Here is a 20,717-nt window from a genome sequence, read left to right as displayed (position 1 = left end):
AACTTTTCCGTGATAAGGACAGATTAGACGAAATTGTGGGCATTCTCTTTTGGAATTAACCCTCTAATTTTCATGAAAAAGCAAAAGATTTTCTCCTAATGGAAAAAATCTTTTAAGAACTATATCGTTTGCGTTTAGATGAGGATGGAATATTAAGCTCTTCCCGATATTTCGCTACCGTCCTTCTCGATATCGATAGTCCGCTGTTTTTTTCAAGGAGAACAGCCAGCATTTGATCTGATAGAGGCTTTTGTTTATTTTCCGTTTCTACTAGTTTTTTAATCTCGGTTTTAGCAGAAGTCGCTGACGCACTGCCACCGTCTTGGGTAAAGATTTTCGCTGTAAAAAAGCTCTTAAGTTCCACAGCTCCTTTGGTGGTTTGCAGCACTTTGTTCTTCACAGCACGGCTCACAGTCGATTCGTGGACACCAATTTCATCAGCTACTTCTTTTAAGGTTAGTGGGATGAGGTCGGATTTATCAAAAGTTAAAAAATACGTTTCCTGAACCCTGACGATCTCTTTTGTAATTTTAAGCAACGTTTCTCTTCTTTGTTCGAGTGCTTTTTTTAGCCAATTGAATTTTTGAAAAGAATCATCTAAAAATTTTGAGGTTGCATTTTTTCCTTTTAAAAGCGACCCATAGCTGTCGTTCAGCTTTAAGATCGGTGAGTATTGCTCATTTACGGATATGTGAAACTTCCCATTCTCTTCGGTCACAGAGACATCAGGATATAAATATGCCTGGTCATTTACTGGCGAGAACGCTGCACCTGGACGCGGTTCGAGTGTTTGTAAGAAATCAGCTGCCTTCTCCACTTCTTGTGGGGTTACATTTAGGATTGACGCTAGCGTTTTCATTTTCCGTTCAGCCAATTGATTTAAATGCTGATCAACAATGATGTAGCTTAACGTATGTTCAAGTTGTTGTTCACGCAGCTGAAGTAAGAGGCACTCTCTTAAATCTCTCGCTCCAATCCCAATCGGGTCAAGAGTTTGCAGCAGATGGATAAGTTCTTCACATTTTTCAACTGTTGTGTTAAATCTGGCTGCCGTTTCTGGGGCAGATACGGTTAGATAACCGCTTTCATCTAGGCTTAAAAGTAAAAATTGAAAAAGTTTGCGGTCCTTTTCTTCGATTGGAAGAAGAATCGACTGTTTATACAGATAGTCATAAAGCGTTTCTTTTTCGATAATTAAATGTTCAAGGTGCTGGTTTTCATCTGTACGGCTGTTCATACCGTTTTTGCGCACACTTTTTTTCAGAGTTGTAAACATGCCTTTGGGTTCTGCAATTTCAATCAGCGGATTTTCTAATGCCTGCTCTTGAAGGTATGATGTCAGTTCGTAACTGGGAACTTGTAAAATGGCGATGGCCTGGCGCAATTCTGTTGTCATGACAAGGTTCATGCTCTGTTGTTGAAACAAACCCATTTCCATCTTAAATCCCTCCCCTATTCTTTCATCATACTACAGATGAAAGCGCTGTACATCCTACAAAATTTGGGGTCTGACCCCCTACAAATACAAATTTGCCAAATTTGTATTTGTGAGAAAGACAAAACGATCACTTCATGAAATTGTCTGATCAGCATATTTGATTATTCATAAAAGTAAATTGTAGGGGGTCTGTCCCCGGGACAGACCCCCTACAATTTACACATACAATTTACACTTACAATTCACACATAAACTAAGCTACAAAAAAATGCCAGCACCGCCCGAAGGCAGTCTGGCATTTTAAACTTTACTATTAAAGTTTTGTTACGTTAGCAGCTTGTGGTCCGCGCTCGCCATCAACGATTTCGAAAGATACTTCTTGTCCTTCTTCAAGAGACTTGAAGCCTTCTGATTGAATCGCAGAGAAGTGTACGAATACGTCGTTTCCACCTTCAACTTCGATGAAACCGAAACCTTTTTCAGCGTTGAACCATTTTACTTTACCATTTTGCATGGGTGTTTCCTCCTTACAAACGCTTTGTAAGCGTTTTAACTCTTTTAACCGTCTTACTATGTAAATAAAAAGGCATAAAAAAATGCGTACTCAACTGAATATTTTCAGAAGCGGATTCAAGTGTTCCACTTCTTATTCAAAAGTACGACCGCTTTAAATCCAAAACATATTCACAACGTAAAAGGTTGAATTAACTATAACATGCTAAAAACTAATTGTCAAAACAAGGGATGATATTTTTCATATACTTTTTCTCGGCCGCTTAAATAGGCTATGATAGATAAGGACCTGTAGCATCTATAGAAACTGGTTTATCGATTGAAGGAGGATGAAAAGTGAGCGAAGCGTTTTCAGTACCTTATTTTAAAGAAAATTTTCAGCAATATATTGAAAGAAACAAAGATGTTTTTACGAAGACACATGCTATGAATGCGTATTACCGTTCGATTGTCGGAACACTTATCAATGATAATCTCAACAAAAACAGTGAGATCGTGCGTCGTATTCGTAATTTAGAAACGGCTTATATTGAAATCAAAAATGAAAACTAAAGCTTAATTATTCAGATTTAAGGGTAATGTTTTCTCATGTAGAGGTTTAAAATCCTGCTTCTAGCGGGCATTATGATGATAGCCCATACATAAGGTGTAAGAAGGATATTTAGCAATGCTGGCGAAATGAGTTACATACAGCATATTGTTTGACCTTGTTTGACCTTTTTTGTATGATGACAGTACAGTTTACTTGAAAAAGGAGAAGGAGGATTTCCATGAACTTAATTCCAACAGTAATCGAACAAACGAACCGCGGGGAGCGCGCTTACGATATTTACTCCCGTTTGTTAAAAGACCGTATTATTATGCTTGGCAGTGCAATTGACGATAACGTTTCTAACTCAATCGTAGCTCAGCTTCTATTCCTAGCTGCTGAAGATCCTGATAAAGACATCTCGCTATACATAAACAGCCCAGGCGGATCCATCACGGCAGGTATGGCGATCTATGACACAATGAACTTTATCAAGCCGCACGTATCAACGATTTGTATTGGTATGGCAGCATCAATGGGTGCTTTCTTATTGGCTGCAGGTGAAAAAGGAAAGCGTTATGTGCTTCCGAACTCAGAAGTTATGATTCACCAACCACTTGGCGGGACACGCGGTCAAGCAAGTGATATCGAAATTCACGCACGCCGCATTATCCAAATGCGTGAGCAGCTTAACAAGATTTTGGCTGAAAAAACAGGCCAGCCACTTGAAGTGATCGAGCGCGATACAGACCGCGATAACTTCTTAACGGCAGAGGCTGCTGTTGAGTACGGTTTGGTTGATAAATTAATCACATCCGTAGACAGCACAGACATTAAAAAATAAAATTTGTTACAAAAAAAACAGGACGGCTTCAAATGTTGAGCCGTCCTGTTTTTTGCATTTTTTAGAGTACAGCAACAATTTTCCCTTTTACGTGTCTTTCGGCAAGCTTTGCAAGTGCAGCTGGTACTTCTTCTAACGTAACTGTTTCCGAGATCATAGCCGATAGTTTTCCTTCAGCCACAAGTTGTGCCAATTCTTCGTTCATTTTTGCTAAATCTTTTTGCGCTTTTATAGAATTAGAAAAGTGAGCAGCACCTAATGCGATCTCGTGAAAAGATAGTGCTTGGCTGAATGGTTTTACAGCAGAATAATCAGGATTTCCAGCAATGAAAGCGATTCGTCCATTAAATGCGATGCTTTTCAGTGATTCAGTAGCATTTATTCGGCTAACCGTGTCAAGGACGGCGTCTACTCCTACATCGCTTGTTAGTTCCATAATGCGCTTATAAACGTCCTCTGTCTTATAAAAAATGACGTGATCTGCGCCTAAGCTTTTCACGTATTCTTCATTCTCAGGTGAACATGTTGTGATGATTGTTACTCCAACCTGTTTAGCAAGCTGTATTGCAAAACCACCAACGCCGCCTGCACCGCCATGAATTAGAACGGTTTCGCCTTCTTGCAGGTTCATCTTACGGAATAGTGCTTGATAAGCCGTCATCCCTGCACATGGAAGAGCAGCAGCTTCCTCAAATGATAGTCCATTTGGAATTCTAGCGACTGTATGAGCAGTCGTTATCGCATATTCAGCGAATCCCCCTTTTGTCGCGAGATTGCCATGGTAGAAAACACGGTCTCCTTGCTTGAATTCAGAAACACCTTCCCCTGTTTCTTCAATAACACCTGCCGCGTCTAGTCCTAAAATATGAGGATAGCTCCAGTTCGGATTTCCGTTTGTAGCGGTTTTGTAGTCCACTGGATTAAGTCCTGCCGCCTTCACTTTGACAAGAACTTCACCGGGTCCTGGAACAGGTTTTTCTGTTTCACTGACCTTCATTTCACGCCACATGTTTTTGTCTTCTAGCAACAAAGCTTTCATCTATTAATTCCCCTTTATGAGTTATAAGATTGGTAAAAATGATACAAAGGACAGTATATCCATTTTGATAATGGGATAATAGAAAAATGCTCATAGGCGGCAAGCTTCATGCTTGGGAGTCTGTTCTGTGCGATCGGGTGTGTTCAGTATGATCGGTGTCCTCACTGAATGGACAAAACAGGGATTTGTATTTGTCTGGGGTCTGTCCCCCCCTCTATTGCTTTCAGCATGGCTTTGGCTTTGTTGACCGTTTCTTCGTATTCACGTTCTGGCACAGAATCTGCGACAACACCTGCACCTGCTTGTACATACGCTTTTCCGTCTTGAAACACGATCGTTCGAATCGCGATGCAAGAGTCCATCTGCCCGTTGAATCCTAAATAGCCGATTGCACCTCCATATACACCTCGAGATTGCTTCTCCAGTTCTGAGATGATCTGCATCGCTCTTACCTTCGGAGCACCTGAAACCGTTCCTGCTGGCATGCACGAGCGCAAAGCATCAAAGAAATCTTTGTCTTTTTGCATTTTCCCTTTTACGTGCGAAACCATGTGCATGACATGTGAATACCTCTCGATCTCCATATAAGAATCCAGCTCAACAGAACCAAATTCACTCACTCGGCCAACATCGTTTCTGCCAAGATCCACAAGCATGACATGTTCGGCACGCTCTTTTTCGTCTGATAGCAGATCCTGTTCATACATAAGGTCTTCATCACGTGTTTTGCCTCTTGGCCGGGTTCCTGCGATGGGTCTGTTTTCAACACATTCGTTATCTACTTTTACAAGAAGCTCGGGTGAGGCACCTACGATATACGTTTCGTTAGATTTATAATAATACATATATGGAGAGGGATTCATAGAACGCAGTATCCTGTAAACATCAAAAGGATCCGCTTCTGTTTCCTGTTCAAACCGCTGTGACAATACAACTTGAAAAACATCTCCAGATTGGATATATTCTTTTGCCTGCTTCACCATGGAACAGAATTCTTCTTTTGTATGAGAAGAACGAACTTCACCGTTTGTTTTTACCGTAAACGGCTGTTCTGCATTTACTTTCTGACCCTGCTGCAACTCTTGATACGTGCTGTGAATACTTTTACAAACGTCGTCATATTTTTGTTGAATGGTTTTTTCATTGTCATCAGGCGAAACGTGCAGATTGCATAGGATTGTGGTTTTTTGTTTCAGATGGTCGAATACAATCATTTCGTCTGTAAACAAAAATTCCATTTCATTTGCTTGGTTGGATAGCGATTTTGGTTTTGGCACATTTTCAAACGTATGAATCAGGTCATAGCCGAAAAAGCCAACAGCTCCTCCTGTGAACGGAGGCAGAGAAGAGTGTTTAGGAGATTTGTATCGCGACATATAGTCTTTCACGATGTCTAAAGGAGAACCTTGTTTCTGGATGTGTTCATCGTTTTTTATAAAGTTAAGATCGACTTTTGTCCCTTTTGAGGAAACCACTAAAAAAGGCTTTCTGCCGATATATGAATATCTAGCCCAACGCTCTCCACCTTCTACACTTTCAAGGAGGAACGCATACGGCTCATGTCTCACTCTCTCAAACTGAGAAATGCACGTTTCATGATCGGATAGATAGGTTAAACCGATCGGAATCACATTATAGTTTTCTTTCGATAGAGATAGAACTTCCTCTAACGCTGGCACAAACATCTATAACTCACCTCTTTCAAAAAATAAAAACCTCTCGCTTGTAACAGCGGAGGCTGGTTAAATGCATTATGAATAAACTAAGAAAGAGGTTTAATCCAGGATTAACTACTCTCAACTCAGCTCAAGCTATGCTCTCTTCTCTCCACTCATCTCAACTCACACTATTCTCCTGATTAGTGATTAATATATAGGGTTACCCCCTATCTGTCAACCGCTGATTACGGGTTAAACTTCTTAACGATAAAAGGAATACCGAATCACCCAAACCCAGCAAACACTAAAAAATAAAATAAGACTGAATAGTACCGTAATCATAAAGGCTAAACCTAAGAACAAGCCTGAACTGTGTGGATACTGCAGCGTGTAACCTGCCAATGCCAACGGATAAAGAAGAATAAAGATCAGCATTGAAACCCAGAAGATAAGTCTCATTGTACTTTTTCGGGGTTTAATTAAATATAAGGTTAAAAGCATGTTGAAGAGTGTTAAGCCAGCGGCAAACGACCAGTCATGCATAAAGTTTGTATGATGCAAAATAATCGCCTCCCTTTTCCTCTACTATCAGTATATAAGGAGAGGATGGTAGGCCAACCCTGTTAAATAGAAAAAACCGCCTGTTGTCCATTCGAGATGGACAAAACGGCGGTTTGTATTTGTCTGGGGTCAGACCCCAATTATTCTGCTTTTGAAACGAAAGCTGATAAAGCTTCGATCGCTTCATTCTCATCAGGGCCATCAACAGCTAATACTAGTTCAGCACCAGATCCTACGGCTAAACTCATAATCCCCATGATGCTCTTTGCATTGACTTTCTTGCCTTCCTTTTCAACAAATACATCAGACGTATAACGGTTTGCCTCTTGAACAAATAATGCAGCTGGGCGTGCTTGCAGTCCGCTTTTCAACTGCACGGTTACTTTCTTCTCAACCATTCTACCTTACCTCCTCTAACCTTATCTCTCTATTGGAACATCAATTGATGGGTTGACCGCTTCTAATTTTCGTTGCAATTTCATCAATCTTGCGTAATCGGTGATTAACACCTGATTTACTAACAGGGCCAGATGATACCATTTCGCCCAGTTCTTTAAGGGTAATTTCTTGGTGCGTTACTCGAAGCTGCGCAATCTCGCGCAATTTATCTGGAAGTGTTTCAAGTCCTACTTGTTCATCGATAAATTTGATATTCTCGACCTGTCTCATCGCAGCTCCCACGGTTTTGTTGAGGTTTGCCGTCTCACAGTTCACTAGACGGTTAACCGAGTTCCGCATATCCTTTAGAATTCGGATATCTTCAAAGAATAAAACTGCATGATGAGCGCCGATCAGGGTTAGAAACTCTGAAATCTTTTCGCCGTCTTTTAAATAGATAATATAACCTTTTTTACGTTCTAGAACTTTAGCTTTAAGCTCAAATTTGTTCATCAGTTCTGCCAATGCAACCGTATGCTCTTCATACATTGAAAAAATCTCAAGATGATAGCTTGTCTCAGGATGATTCACGGAACCACCTGCTAAGAAAGCACCTCTCATGTATGCACGGCGGCAGCAGCTTTTTGTATTAAATTCCTCTGCAATGTTGCGGGTAAACGTAAACGCCCCGTCAATAATCTTCAAATCTTCCAACAATGCTCTTGATTCCTCTGAAACACGTACAATATAGACGTTATTCTTTTTCAAGCGCATCTTTTTTCGTACTAAAAGCTCTACGTGATAAGGATAGACACGCTTGATCAGCGTATAAATTCTTCTTGCGATAGCAGCATTTTCAGTCGGAATATCCAGAATCAATTTTCTGTTGCTGAAAGAGATGGAACCATTCATTCGAATTAAAGCAGCCAGCTCAGCTTTTTTACAGCAATCTTTCAGTTCGAGCTGCGTTAATTCTTTTTTTGTATCTGCAGCAAATGACATCTGCATCACCACCCCTCTTCTATCCATTTCAAACAAAACCTATTTTTCTAAAAGTCCTAACAGCAAGTCAGAAACCCGTTGAGCATCATGCCTTACGAGTGTACCGTATTGAATAATGTTATCACAGACGAGTCCGATCCCAAATGACATTAACCGTTCCTCATCAAACTGAACCTGTGATGCTCCTTCTTCCAAGTAAAGATCCAAAAATTCAGAAGGAATCGTTTCATTGTTTACGATCACAACATCAATAAAATTGTGGCCCACATGGTCGATTAATGCCTGTACGTGATCACCTGCCGTATAGTCCGTTGTCTCACCAGGCTGCGTCATCACATTACACACATACACTCTAGGAGCCGTTGCCTCACGAATGCTACTAGAAATCCCTTTAACAAGAAGGTTCGGCAAGATGCTCGTATACAAACTCCCTGGTCCGATGACAATCAAATCGGCTTCTTGTATCGCTTTAACACTTTCACGTAAGGGTTCAATTTTTTTATCGGATAAGAAAACACGTTTGATTTTCTTATTCGACAGCGGGATCTTGGATTCCCCCTGAACAATCGTCCCATCTTCCAGTTCCGCGCATAAAATAATGCTGTTTTTCGCAGCAGGGAGTACTTGACCTCTTACGTTTAAAACGCGGCTAAGTTCCCGAATTCCGGTTAAAAAATCACCAGTAATATCATGCATAGCAGCGAGAAGCAGGTTTCCGAGTGAATGGCCGGTAATTCCGTCCCCCACTTTAAACCTGTGCTGAAACATTTTTTCCACAAGCGGTTCAACTTCCGAAAGAGCGGCGATTACGTTTCTTACATCACCAGGAGGAGGCATGTCATAATCCCTCCTCAATCTTCCTGAGCTGCCGCCATCATCTGCAACCGTAACGATCGCAGTGATATCTACAGGATAGCGCTTCAACCCGCGGAGAAGAACAGAAAGTCCTGTCCCTCCGCCAAGCACTACCACTTTCGGCTGCTTTTTCATCTATACTTTATCCTTTCCCATATCTCTGTGAGAGCTGAATGTTACATATTCTTTGGAAAGTACATTTCCAATATATTCAGCTAGAGCTACAGAACGATGCTTTCCTCCAGTACATCCGATTCCGATAATCAGCTGGCTTTTTCCTTCTCTCTTGTATTGAGGAACCATAAAATGCAGAAGATCCAGCAATTTTTCCAAGAACATATTGGTTTCTGGCCATTTTAAAACATACTCAGAAATATCTGCTTCAAGCCCTGTTCTTGGTCTCATGTGCTCAATATAATGTGGGTTCGGTAAGAAGCGAACATCAAATACTAAGTCAGCATCAATTGGCATTCCGTACTTAAATCCAAATGACATGACATTAATCGTAAAAGGATGAGCCGCATTCGCTGAAAAACGCTGAATGATACGCTCACGCAATTGAAGCGGTTTTAAGTCTGAAGTATCTAACACTTGCTGTGCTCTTCCCTTAAGTTCTTCAAGCATTTCGCGTTCTTGCGTGATGCCTTGAAGAGGGTTTCCACTTTTCGCTAGCGGATGTGAGCGGCGCGTTTCTTTATAACGGCGAACAAGCGTTGCGTCCTTACAATCTAAATATAAAATCTGCGGCTGAACATCTGATGCAACCGCTAATTGATCGAGTGTTGAGAAAAGCTGATCAAAGAATTCACGGCCGCGAAGGTCCATTACAAGCGCTACTTTGTTCAGTTTGCCGGCAGATTCTTGCATCAATTCTACAAATTTAGGGAGTAGTGCAGGTGGCAGATTATCAACACAGAAAAAGCCTAAATCTTCAAAGCTCTGCATGGCTACCGTCTTCCCGGCCCCTGACATTCCTGTAATAATCACCATTTGTACATCATGTCTTTCCATGCCATTTCCCCCCAGTTAGCTATGTTCAATTCATATGCGGCTAGCCCAAAGTTATGCTGGGTCTAATCGATATGCAAGCAATTCAAAATCAGGTGTATACGTAAACGTTCCAAAGATCATGTTGCTTCCATTTGTCATGTAATCAAGGATATGATGGTCTCCTGGTGCCATTGGAAGTTCACGCACCTCGTCAACAGGCTTCCAAGAAAGAATTCCTTCTTCACATTCCTCTAATGCAACACCTTCTGAATCGGTTGCTAAAAAGGTAAACATCATCCACTCAGAGACGATTTTGTCACCTTCTTTAATAATAAAATTAAAGACTCCTTTTAGTTGAGGATTCTTCAGATAGATCCCTGTTTCTTCTCGGTACTCCCGAATAACAGAATCCCGAATGGACTCGGTAGATTCCATTTTCCCACCGGGTGCTACCCACCAGCCCCGTCTAGGCTTTTGAAGCAAAAGCACTTGATTATCTCTTATTAACACACAGTTTGTTACTCTTTGCACTTGTTTCACCTCAGGGCTATGTCCTACTTGTTAGTATACTAAATTATGTAACCCCTCACAATACAGAGGCATCAAGGGATTGACGTATTTTAGGATTCTAATTTATGGTATTGATTTATTTTTATTATGTGAAAAAATAACCTATAAAATAAGGATTGATATATGGGAGTTTAAGCAGGTTTCAAAGATGTTTTTGAAAGTAGGTTGATTTGCGTTTCAGGTGCTCGCTTTCCGCGGGGCAGGCGGTGAGCCACATTTGTACGTATCACTTTTAAGTGTCTCACCTGTCTAGCTTCAGTGGCTAGCCCCTCGAGGTCAAAAGTTAAATGGTCAAAAAGGCAAAGTGCGCCTTCCTTGCCCATTCACCTTTTGCTTGTCGGGGCTGAACGAGCCACTTCCACATTTCGGTACTGCCCGCTTGTCCCGCAGGAGTCTCCACCTTCCACTCCAATCACCTTAACAGTGAAGTGAAACCATTTAAGGAAACAAATTAAGTCCAAAAAGAGTGATCTTTTCAAATTCTTTGTAAAATACATTAAGAAAAAAGCGAAAAGCCTTTCATGTAACAAAGCCCACAAAAAAAAGGACACGAAGCACAGCTCCGTGTCAAAGTCTTGCCTTTATAAAAAGGGGGTCAATTTCTTATTTTTATATTACCCCACAATTATTTCACCACTGTTACAATCACATTAATTGGAAGTTACGTTTTTTAGCTTTTCAGCTAAGCTTTCTACATAGTGCTGAGCTGCTTGGGCTGCAATACTTCCATCCCCTGTTGCTGTAACGATTTGACGAAGGGTTTTTTCACGGATATCTCCAGCTGCAAAGATGCCTGGAATTCGAGTTTCCATCTGCTCATTCGTTTCAACATATCCGTTTTCGTTCGTGATGCCAAGATCTTTAAACGCAGCGTTTAAAGGCAGCATTCCGATGTAAATGAAAACACCATCAGCTGAGAAATCTTGCTCTTCACCTGTCTCAGAGTGAACCAGTGTTACTTTATTCACTTTGTTGTTTTCACCATGAATTTCTTTTACAGAATGATTCCAGATAAAATCGATCTTTTCGTTGTCAAACGCGCGCTGTTGAAGAATCTTTTGCGCACGAAGCTTATCACGTCTATGAACGATTGTAACTTTTGATGCGAAGCGAGTTAAGTAAACTCCTTCTTCAACCGCAGAGTCACCGCCGCCAACAACAACGAGTTCACGATTTTTAAAGAAAGCTCCATCACACACCGCACAATACGAAACGCCTCGGCCAGAAAATTCTTTTTCTCCCGGTACGCCAAGCTTTTTATATTCAGCACCAGTTGAGATGATGATCGAACGTGCTTTATATGTTTTGCTTCCAGCTTTAATCGTTTTGTACTCTTCGCCGTCGATGATTTCTTTTACATCACCGTATGCGTATTCAGCACCGAACTTTTTTGCGTGTTCAAACATTTTGTTAGATAGTTCTGGTCCTAGAATGTGATCAAAACCAGGATAGTTTTCAACGTCTTCTGTATTTGCCATCTGTCCGCCTGGGATACCTCGTTCAATCATGATCGTATCTAAATTAGCACGGGAAGTATAAACCGCTGCTGTCATACCAGCTGGTCCTGCACCAAGAATGGCAACATCATAAATTTTTTCTTCAGTCATTAAAGCCCACTCCTTATATAAGGAAATTCTTATTTACTATATCTCTATCCTATCGGCTCATAGGAGTAAAGTCCATCATTCTGCTCAAACGTTGCGATTTACCCAGCCGATCAATTTTTTAATTCGCAATGACAGCATTGAAACCGAGATTTCGTAATGCTCAGCCACAGCTTTTTGAGTAGATCGTCCTTTTTGTTTGCGAGCTAAGTGATCAATTGCTGCAGCGATTGCTTTTTGGTTATCAAAGATTCGTTCATCAGACAGTTCAGCAAACTTAATTGCTTCTGACCAATAAAAGAGTACGTGTTCATCAAGTGCTGAACCTTTTTCTTTTATAAAAAGAAGAACATCCAGTGCCTCACTGATTATTTCGGATGGGCTTCCTACTTCTACAAGTTCGCCATCATGAGCTAATTTGACCGGAAGTTCGGGTTGATGTTCCAGCATAATGTTTGCTGCAATCTCTTTAGCAAGAAGAGATTCTTCTTTACGCAGGCAAAAATCACGAAGGGTCGCATACGCCTCTTCATTTTTATTCCCTCTCAAAAGAAATAAATGTGTAATTTTGTTTTTTTCCAGTCCTTTACGCACCTGCTGAATATGTTCCATGGCTTTTATTTGACGATCTTTTTTCGGTTTGTTTGGATTACTTGTTGGTATACGATATTGATAGTCTCCACCTGAAACGTTCAGCTCATCCTTCATCGCTTTTTCCAAATAAAATGGCGCAACATGTCCTTCTGGATCAAGCTCAAGCACTTTCTTCCACGTCTTTAAAGAAAGCTCTTTTTGTCCGAGCGCGTAATACGAAACGGCGAGCATATGTGTTGTGACAGGATCATAAACAAATGACGATTTTTTTAAAGTTTGAAGCCATTTGTTAGCATAAATATGTTCTTCTAATAGCCCGAATGTGTTACCCAGCTTGTAACGGTGCTCAGGGTGCATCGGGTGCACGGTCTTTAAGCGTTCAACGATCTTTCCACCAGGCTCATCCATCCCTAAATGGAACAAAAAGATCGCTAAATTACAAAGAGCATTTAGGTTGCCTGGATTTTTTTCAAGCACATCCTGAAGAACATCCATAGCCTCGTCAAATTCGCTCTTATAAAAATGAGTAAGAGCTAAGTTGTTATAAGCCGCCCAAAACTTCGGGTGATCGGTGATAATTGAGCGAAGCTGCTGCTGAGCAAGCGGCAGATCTCCACGCTCGATCGACTGCCTTGCTTCATCATGTAATTTAATTAATTCTTCTTCTGTAGAAAGGGGCAGATTAACAGATTTATTTCCTGTTTCAAGTGAAATAAGGTCTAAGAGTTCTTGCGTATCTTCAACAAACTCACCGTCCGGATCGTTTTCGATATATAAAGAAGCATGTTTCTCCGCATCTGAATACAACCCTAAGTGTGCAAAGTTATTCGCTAGGAAAAAGTGGCATTCAGAGAGTTCTGAGCCCGCCTGTTCTAATGCGTTTAACAGATGTTTATTAGATTCTTCGTACTCACCGATCTCAGCAAGCGTAGATGCAAGCTGACATAAAAAAGAGGGCTCTTCCGGCTGAAAGGTAACGGCCCGCTCGAACATTTTTTTTGCTGTATATAGATCACGCCTGTTATAGGCTTTTATTCCTTTTTCAAAAAAGTAATCCCCATCCTGGATAAAGGGAAGAACACGGCCGCTGACTGCACTGGCACTTTTTTGTTTATGCATAATTTAGTTCCTCCATCTACTATGTAAACTTACTTCAATCTTCATCACACAGTTTACAAAGTTTTCAACCCAAAAATTATAACATAGGCTAATTCGAGTAACACCCCTTAAACTGTAAATAATGGGCAGGAAAGTTTCGACAAAAGGTGGTAAAGGGCATTGGAGTGGGAGAAGTGAGAGGGGGTATTGTTTTTGTAGGTGAGCAGAATCTATGGCGCGCTGGGGTAAACCTCCGCGAGCGAGTATAAATTTCTCGCACGAGCATAAAACTCCGCGAACGAGCATAAACCTCCACGAACGAGCATAAATCTCCGAGAACGAGCATAAACCTCACGCGAACGAGCATAAATCCCCCTGAAAGAGCATAAAACTCCGTGAACGAGCATAAATCCCCGGAATCGTTCATCAATCATCGCGTCTTACAAAAAAACAACCAAGAGTTCAACCCCTCAGTTGTCTTTTTTCGTATGTCTTTCTTTTAATGTAGCTAAAATGTCGTCTAACGGGACTTTTTGTTCCTGCAAAAGGACCAATACATGATAAAAGAGGTCAGATACTTCCCACTTTAGCTCTTCTGTGTCGCGATTCTTCGCGGCGATGATGACTTCGCCTGCTTCTTCTCCTACCTTTTTCAAAATCTTGTCGACCCCGTGTTCAAAAAGGTAAGTTGTGTACGCTCCTTCAGGCATTTCATGCTCTCGTTTTGCGATGATATCCTGCAGCTCTGTTAAAATCGCATATCGATCAGGGTTTGGTGCATCCCCGTTATCGTCAGCACTGTAAAGCGTTTCTGAAAAACAGCTGTACGAACCTGTATGGCAAGCTGGTCCTTGTGGTTCAACGAGAACGATGATAGCGTCTTGATCGCAGTCATAGCGGATGCTTTTCACTTTTTGAATGTTTCCAGACGTTTCTCCTTTGTGCCATAACTCTTGGCGTGATCGTGAAAAGAATACCGTTTCGCCAATTTCGACTGTTTTTTCAAGCGATTCTTTGTTCATATAGGCGACTGTCAGTACCTCTTTTGACTGATAATCCTGGACTACAGCAGGAATCAGTCCTTTTTCGTCAAAGTTCAGCTTTTCTAAATTCATCGTACAGACACCCCTAACTTTCGCAATTCTGTCTTTACCTCTCTAATCGAAGTTTCTTTATAATGAAAAATACTAGCAGCTAGTCCAGCATCTGCTTTACCATCTGTAAAAGCATCATAAAAATGCTCTGCAGATCCGGCACCGCCTGAAGCGATGACAGGAACGGTTACGGCTTCACTCACGGCTTTTGTTAGTTTCAAGTTAAAACCAGACTTTTCTCCATCTTGATCCATGCTGGTTAACAGAATCTCGCCAGCGCCTCGGTTCACAGCCTCTTTCGCCCATTCAGTGACTTCCCACTGAGTGGGTTTACGCCCTCCATGGGTATAGACGCGCCATGAGCCGAGCTCTTCATCATACTTTGCGTCAATTGCAACAACGATACATTGTGCACCAAAATAATCCGACCCTTCAGTAATCAATTCAGGCCGCAAAACGGCTGCAGTATTCACAGATACCTTGTCAGCGCCTGCTCGTAAAACTCGCTTCATGTCTTCGAGTTTATTAATGCCGCCTCCTACTGTAAAAGGAATCGCTAGTTCTGCTGCAACTCGCTCAACCACTTCAACCATCGTTTCTCGTCCCTCATGACTTGCAGAAATGTCTAAAAAGACGAGCTCATCTGCTCCTTCTGAATCATAAAAACGTGCCAGTTCAACAGGATCTCCAGCGTCAACGAGATTGAGAAACTGGATTCCTTTTACGACACGGCCCTCTTTTACGTCCAAACAAGGAATAATTCGTTTAGTCAGCATTACTTCACACTTCCTAACGCATCTGACAATGTGAAACGTTCTGTGTACAATGCTTTACCGATGATGGCACCTGCAATTTTACGATCATCGTTTTTTAAGTTTACGAGATCTTCAATCGAACTTACACCGCCTGATGCAATCACTTCTTTCCCTGTGATGCCGGCTAATTCCCCGATTGCTTCAACATTCGGTCCTTGCAGCATGCCGTCCTTGGAGATGTCGGTAAAAATAAAGGTTTCCGCCCCTTCTTCTACTAGCCGCTTCGCTAAGTCGACAGCTTTAATATGTGAAGTTTCGAGCCATCCTTCTGTTGCCACATATCCCTCTCGTGCATCGAGTCCAATTGCCACTCGAGATCCGCCATAGCGTTTTAACGCTTCTCTAACAAAATCAGGGTCAGAAACAGCGGCACTGCCCAGGATCACACGATCAACACCAGCATCCAAATAATAAGAGACATCTTCCATAGAACGAATGCCTCCTCCGATCTGAACTTTTGCGGAAAGTTCTTTTGCAACACGCAGCACATGCTCGTGATTGATCTTTTGGCCGTCCTTTGCACCATCGAGGTCAACCATATGAATCCACTCCGCCCCTTGATCCGCAAACTGTTTGGCCATATCAAACGGAGAATCTCCGTAAATGGTTTCTTGATTATAATCTCCTTGCATCAGCCTTACACATTTTCCGTTCCGCATATCAATGGCTGGATAAAGAATAAATGAACTCATCTTTGCTTTCCCTCCTCAACAAAACAGCAAAAATTTTGCAGCATTCCCATGCCCGTTTCAGAACTTTTTTCTGGGTGAAACTGTGTACCCATAATTCTGCCGCTGCCTACAACAGCCGGGACCTCAACATCTTCATAATTCGCGACCGCGGCAAGAACTTCTCGATTTTCAGTTTGCACAACAAAGGAATGTACAAAATATACATACCCTTCTTCTAGACCCCTTAGTAACGGCTGATCTTTCTCTAAAAATTCTAGGTTGTTCCATCCCATATGCGGAACTTTATACGAACTTCCATCACTCGTAGTTCCTGTAAAACGCTCTACTTTTCCAGGCAAAAGTCCAAGTCCTTTTGTTAAGCCGTTTTCAGCACTTTCTTCAAACAACAGCTGCATGCCAAGACAGATGCCCATCAGTGGCTTTCCGCCAGTTGCTTCTTTTTTTATAAAATCAGCGAGTCCCGTTTTCTCAAGTTCAGTCATCGCATCTTTGAAAGAACCTACTCCAGGAAGCAACAACCCATCTACTTCATGAAGATCCTCGGGATTGCCAGAAAGGATGTAGGGTTGGTTAATTCTTTTTAAAGCGGAACAAACAGAGTGAAGATTGCCCATTCCATAGTCGATAATTCCAATCATTTATAACATTCCTTTCGTAGAAGGCACTCCTTTAACGCGTGGATCGATCTGTGTTGCTTCATCTAATGCTTTAGTAAAAGCTTTAAAGATCGCTTCAATGATATGGTGCGTGTTTGAGCCATAGTGAACGATCACATGTAGATTCATTCTTGCTTCTAGTGCAAGTTTCCAGAAAAATTCATGCACGAGTTCAGTGTCAAACGTACCAACTTTTTGACTCGGGAACTCTGCCCGAAACTCTAGATGAGGACGGTTTGATAGATCTATCACCACTTGAGCAAGCGTTTCGTCCATCGGCACAAACGCATTTCCGTAACGTTTAATTCCGTGTTTATCACCTAAAGCACCCTGAATGGCTTGTCCAAGGCATATGCCTACATCTTCTGTTGTATGATGATCATCGATCTCAACATCTCCTGCTGCATTCACAGTCAGATCAAAATGTCCATGGCGTGCGATCGCATCCAGCATATGGTTTAAGAAAGGGACAGGTGTTTGAATGTCTGCTTGTCCTTCTCCATCGATATTTAGAGACAAACTGATTCGTGTTTCTTTTGTATTCCGTTTAATCGTATGTTGTCGCAGCTGCTTTTCCATTACTTGTCCTCCAATCGAAAATCAATTGCTCTCGCATGCGCTTCTAATCCCTCTAAGCGCGCAAATGCTGCAATTTTACGGCCATTTTCGTTGATCGCTTGTTCACTATATCGGATAACACTTGATTTTTTCGTAAAATCATCCACATTAAGCGGACTTGAAAATCGGGCTGTCCCGCTCGTCGGAAGGACATGGTTACTTCCTGCAAAATAATCTCCTACAGGCTCTGAGCTATATTCTCCAAGAAAGATAGCTCCTGCGTGCTTAATTTTCCCGAGAAGACTCATCGGGTCTTTCGTCATAATCTCTAAGTGTTCCGGTGCAATTTGGTTGATCACATCTGCACCGTCTTGAAGTGAGTTGACGATATAGATCGCGCCATAGTCTTGGATTGCTTGCATAGCGATATCTTTTCTTGGAAGTTCTGCTAGCTGTTCCTCTACTTCAGTTGAGACTTTTTCAGCAAGTTCTTTTGAAGTCGTCACGAGTACAGCTGCAGAACGCGGATCGTGCTCAGCCTGTGACAATAAATCTGCCGCAATATAACGCGCGTTTGCGGTTTCGTCTGCAAGTACAGCAATTTCGCTCGGACCTGCAATCATATCGATATCACAGACGCCAAATACTTCCCTTTTCGCGAGTGCTACGAAAATATTACCCGGCCCCACGATCTTGTCTGTCTTTGGCACCGATTCTGTTCCGTATGCGAGTGCTCCGATCGCTTGTGCACCACCAACTTTAAACATGCGTTTAACACCAGCTATAGATGCCGCAGCCAACACGGCCGCAGGAAGCTTCCCATCCTTTCCAGGTGGTGATACAAGAATGATTTCCTCCACACCTGCAACGCTCGCTGGAATCACACCCATTAATACCGAGGACGGATAAGCCGCTGTTCCACCAGGCACATAAACACCTACAGAATCAAGAGGGGTAACTTTTTGACCTAATAATGTTCCATCTTCACGTGTGAAAAACCAGGACTGTCGTCTTTGTTTTTCATGATACTCGCGAATGTTCAGAGCCGCTTCTGTGATAATGTCGATCATTTCTGAATCAAGCGAAGAGATTGCTTCGTCTATTTCAGCCTTCGTTACTTGGAGTGTTTGCAGAGACACTCCATCAAATTTTTCCGTATAGTGAAAAAGGGCTTCATCACCCTTTGTTTTTACATTTTGGAGAATTTCAAGAACGGCTACTCTTTGTGCTTCTGTGTTTTGTTCAACGCTTCTTTCAAGGTTTTTCAATTCCGATACAGGTTGTATTTTCATTGAAGGCCCTCCTTGCTTTCAACGAGTGTGCGCATTCTTTCTACAAGATCGTTGATTCTTGCTGCATGAAGTCTGTAGCTTGCAGGATTCACAATCAGGCGCGAAGTAATATCTGCAATTTTTTCGAGTTCAACAAGTCCATTTTCTTTTAGCGTTCGGCCCGTTGAAACGATATCAACAATACGATCCGCGAGCCCGATTAACGGTGCGAGCTCAATCGAACCGTTCAACTTGATCACTTCGACTTGCTGCCCTTGCTCTCTAAAATAGTGAGAAGCAACGTTCGGATATTTCGAAGCAATTTTTGGTGCAACTCGCTGATGGTTTCCGTCTGGCAGACCTGCGACAGCCAAATAGCATTCAGAAATTTTAAGGTCCAGCACTTCATACACGTCACGCTCTTCTTCTAGCATAACGTCCTTTCCTGCAATCCCGATATCCGCTACCCCGTGTTCCACATAGGTAGGGACGTCCATCGGTTTTGCTAAAATAAATCGAAGTCCTGCTTCAGGAGCATCGATGATCAATTTTCTGGATTCATCAAACTCCGGAGGCAGCGGATAGCCTGCTTGTCTGAGGAGATCCACCGCTTCTTCAAAAATTCTTCCTTTAGGCATTGCCATCGTTAAAACCGTACTCATGAAAAGTCCTCTCCTTGCTGACTTCCGATTAGATAAAGAACGTCATCAAAACGTTTGCTGAATTCATCCACGTTTTTTACTCCTGCCAAGTCTTGCATCACGACATGCGCGCCTTCAGCTCGTTTGGATTTTGTCAGTTGTAGCGCTTCTTTTCTCCGCTTTTCTGTATATAAAATACACTGTCGATTTTTATTGTCCCCTTGATTTCCTAATGCTTCTATAAAATAGTCCATGCGAATCGCAAAACCAATCGCTGGTGCCTCCCGATCAAAACGGTTGAGCAGATCATCATAACGTCCGCCACTCGCAATCGGTGCACCAATTCCCGCTGCGTACCCTTCAAACACGATTCCTGTGTAATAGCTCATATGACTGAACAGCGTAAAATCAAATACGATATTCTGTGCCGCCTCATACTCTCCAAGAAGGCTGTATAACGTCTTTAATTCTTGAAGTGTTCGCTGACCGTTCACATTCGGTTTTAGAGATAACGCTTCATTCAGAACTTCCACACCGCCTCTTAAGTCCAATAGTTTCAACAAGCGCTGTGTGTCGATCGATGAAAGCGGGAGCTGTTTTACATGTGACGTGTAGCCTACATAGTTTTTTTCATTTAAGTATCGAAGCAGTTCACCTGCTCTGCTGTCATTTCCTAAAATATCGGATAGGAGCTCTTGGACAAATCCGATATGGCCAACCGCTATCGTGTATGAAGTGATGCCGCTCTTTTTGATCACCTCTGTCATCAGTGCGAGCGCTTCTGCTTCTGCACTAGCCGTTCCTTCACCGATTAATTCAATCCCTACTTGTTCGAACTCTGCGGGTCTTCCACCTTCACGCTGTTGAGCACGAAAAACAGGAGAGCTGTATGCAAGACGAAGCGGATATGCAACATGTTTCATGCTGGAGGATACGACCCTCGCAATCGGAGCCGTCATGTCCGGACGGAGGACTAACGTTTTCCCTTCCATATCAAGCAATTTAAAAAGCTGCTGATCTAAAATAGCAGATGCTTCACCAACTGTATCGTGATATTCAAGAGTAGGAGTTTGAATAAATTGATAACCCCATGATTCCATCTCATTTTTTATCGTATTTTTAATATCTTCATTTTTTTGATAAAACGCAGGCAGTGTATCGCGCATTCCTGCCGGCTTTTCAAATACAAACGGTTTTGACATGTTTCCTTCATCCTTTATTTGTGAAGTGAATGATAAGTTATTGTTAAAATAAACACTTTAGTCTGCTAATGTACTACCATGATAAAGATTTAGTTGTAAGTCTACACTTCCTCTT

General features: G+C 42.0%; 22 protein-coding genes. 2 read left to right on the top strand and 20 right to left on the bottom strand.

Features of this window, described 5'->3' with window-relative positions; genetic code table 11:
- Window positions 1-112: 112 nt before the first annotated feature.
- On the bottom strand, window positions 113-1,438 hold the full coding sequence (gene rpoN / locus AWM68_RS19895; RefSeq protein WP_066245688.1) for an RNA polymerase factor sigma-54: 1,326 nt from the start codon (window positions 1,436-1,438) through the stop codon (window positions 113-115).
- Between the two features lie 313 nt (window positions 1,439-1,751).
- The gene (cspD, locus tag AWM68_RS19890; RefSeq protein ID WP_066245685.1) at window positions 1,752-1,952 is read right to left on the bottom strand and encodes a cold-shock protein CspD; all 201 of its coding nucleotides are present in this window, start codon (window positions 1,950-1,952) and stop codon (window positions 1,752-1,754) included.
- A 335-nt stretch (window positions 1,953-2,287) separates the two neighbouring features.
- On the opposite strand from cspD, the gene yvfG reads away from it, so the two are divergent.
- Together yvfG and clpP are read left to right on the top strand one after the other, a co-directional pair.
- Window positions 2,288-2,503 (top strand): protein YvfG, encoded by a 216-nt coding sequence (yvfG, locus tag AWM68_RS19885; RefSeq protein WP_066245683.1) that lies wholly within the window; start codon window positions 2,288-2,290, stop codon window positions 2,501-2,503.
- 218 nt (window positions 2,504-2,721) lie between these two features.
- Entirely contained in the window at window positions 2,722-3,324 is a 603-nt protein-coding gene (gene clpP / locus AWM68_RS19880; protein ID WP_066245680.1) for an ATP-dependent Clp endopeptidase proteolytic subunit ClpP, read from the top strand.
- A 61-nt stretch (window positions 3,325-3,385) separates the two neighbouring features.
- Here the strand turns inward: clpP and AWM68_RS19875 are convergent, their stop codons facing one another.
- From AWM68_RS19875 to AWM68_RS19790, 18 genes are all read right to left on the bottom strand, one after another.
- A complete protein-coding gene (locus AWM68_RS19875) occupies window positions 3,386-4,363 on the bottom strand; it encodes a zinc-binding dehydrogenase (RefSeq protein ID WP_066245678.1) in 978 nt (325 codons plus the stop codon).
- Window positions 4,364-4,524: 161 nt separating this feature from the next.
- Window positions 4,525-6,048: an anthranilate synthase component I gene (gene trpE, locus AWM68_RS19870; RefSeq protein ID WP_066245677.1), complete on the bottom strand. Its 1,524-nt coding sequence runs from the start codon at window positions 6,046-6,048 to the stop codon at window positions 4,525-4,527.
- A gap of 234 nt (window positions 6,049-6,282) precedes the next feature.
- Window positions 6,283-6,582 carry a hypothetical protein gene (locus AWM68_RS19865; protein WP_066245675.1) on the bottom strand — a complete coding sequence of 100 codons (300 nt, stop codon included), beginning with the start codon at window positions 6,580-6,582 and terminating at the stop codon, window positions 6,283-6,285.
- Window positions 6,583-6,722: 140 nt separating this feature from the next.
- Entirely contained in the window at window positions 6,723-6,980 is a 258-nt protein-coding gene (locus AWM68_RS19860) for an HPr family phosphocarrier protein (RefSeq protein WP_066245672.1), read from the bottom strand.
- A gap of 40 nt (window positions 6,981-7,020) precedes the next feature.
- Window positions 7,021-7,962, bottom strand: a complete 942-nt coding sequence (gene whiA / locus AWM68_RS19855) for a DNA-binding protein WhiA (protein WP_066245781.1) — start codon at window positions 7,960-7,962, stop codon at window positions 7,021-7,023.
- A gap of 39 nt (window positions 7,963-8,001) precedes the next feature.
- Window positions 8,002-8,952 carry a gluconeogenesis factor YvcK family protein gene (locus AWM68_RS19850; RefSeq protein ID WP_066245671.1) on the bottom strand — a complete coding sequence of 317 codons (951 nt, stop codon included), beginning with the start codon at window positions 8,950-8,952 and terminating at the stop codon, window positions 8,002-8,004.
- Window positions 8,953-9,828, bottom strand: coding sequence for an RNase adapter RapZ (rapZ, locus tag AWM68_RS19845; protein ID WP_066245668.1), 876 nt, complete (start codon window positions 9,826-9,828; stop codon window positions 8,953-8,955).
- Window positions 9,829-9,879: 51 nt separating this feature from the next.
- Window positions 9,880-10,338 (bottom strand): NUDIX hydrolase, encoded by a 459-nt coding sequence (locus AWM68_RS19840; protein ID WP_066245666.1) that lies wholly within the window; start codon window positions 10,336-10,338, stop codon window positions 9,880-9,882.
- 689 nt (window positions 10,339-11,027) lie between these two features.
- A complete protein-coding gene (gene trxB / locus AWM68_RS19835; protein ID WP_066245663.1) occupies window positions 11,028-11,984 on the bottom strand; it encodes a thioredoxin-disulfide reductase in 957 nt (318 codons plus the stop codon).
- 84 nt (window positions 11,985-12,068) lie between these two features.
- Window positions 12,069-13,694: a tetratricopeptide repeat protein gene (locus tag AWM68_RS19830; RefSeq protein WP_066245661.1), complete on the bottom strand. Its 1,626-nt coding sequence runs from the start codon at window positions 13,692-13,694 to the stop codon at window positions 12,069-12,071.
- A 449-nt stretch (window positions 13,695-14,143) separates the two neighbouring features.
- Window positions 14,144-14,788 (bottom strand): bifunctional phosphoribosyl-AMP cyclohydrolase/phosphoribosyl-ATP diphosphatase HisIE, encoded by a 645-nt coding sequence (gene hisIE / locus AWM68_RS19825; RefSeq protein WP_066245659.1) that lies wholly within the window; start codon window positions 14,786-14,788, stop codon window positions 14,144-14,146.
- The gene (gene hisF / locus AWM68_RS19820) at window positions 14,785-15,543 is read right to left on the bottom strand and encodes an imidazole glycerol phosphate synthase subunit HisF (protein ID WP_066245656.1); all 759 of its coding nucleotides are present in this window, start codon (window positions 15,541-15,543) and stop codon (window positions 14,785-14,787) included. Before hisF ends, hisIE begins: the two co-directional genes overlap by 4 nt.
- Window positions 15,543-16,274, bottom strand: coding sequence for a 1-(5-phosphoribosyl)-5-[(5-phosphoribosylamino)methylideneamino]imidazole-4-carboxamide isomerase (gene hisA, locus AWM68_RS19815; protein ID WP_066245654.1), 732 nt, complete (start codon window positions 16,272-16,274; stop codon window positions 15,543-15,545). The genes hisF and hisA overlap by 1 nt, the downstream gene beginning before the upstream one ends.
- Entirely contained in the window at window positions 16,271-16,912 is a 642-nt protein-coding gene (gene hisH, locus AWM68_RS19810) for an imidazole glycerol phosphate synthase subunit HisH (protein ID WP_066245652.1), read from the bottom strand. Before hisH ends, hisA begins: the two co-directional genes overlap by 4 nt.
- Window positions 16,913-17,509 (bottom strand): imidazoleglycerol-phosphate dehydratase HisB, encoded by a 597-nt coding sequence (gene hisB / locus AWM68_RS19805; RefSeq protein WP_066245650.1) that lies wholly within the window; start codon window positions 17,507-17,509, stop codon window positions 16,913-16,915.
- The gene (gene hisD / locus AWM68_RS19800; protein WP_066245648.1) at window positions 17,509-18,780 is read right to left on the bottom strand and encodes a histidinol dehydrogenase; all 1,272 of its coding nucleotides are present in this window, start codon (window positions 18,778-18,780) and stop codon (window positions 17,509-17,511) included. Before hisD ends, hisB begins: the two co-directional genes overlap by 1 nt.
- Window positions 18,777-19,421: an ATP phosphoribosyltransferase gene (gene hisG, locus AWM68_RS19795; protein ID WP_066245647.1), complete on the bottom strand. Its 645-nt coding sequence runs from the start codon at window positions 19,419-19,421 to the stop codon at window positions 18,777-18,779. The genes hisD and hisG overlap by 4 nt, the downstream gene beginning before the upstream one ends.
- Entirely contained in the window at window positions 19,418-20,602 is a 1,185-nt protein-coding gene (locus AWM68_RS19790) for an ATP phosphoribosyltransferase regulatory subunit (RefSeq protein ID WP_066245644.1), read from the bottom strand. Before AWM68_RS19790 ends, hisG begins: the two co-directional genes overlap by 4 nt.
- Between the last annotated feature and the right edge of the window lie 115 nt (window positions 20,603-20,717).

Source organism: Fictibacillus phosphorivorans (assembly GCF_001619875.1).
GTDB lineage: Bacteria > Bacillota > Bacilli > Bacillales > Fictibacillaceae > Fictibacillus > Fictibacillus phosphorivorans_B.
This window is presented reverse-complemented; position numbering and strand designations above follow the sequence as displayed.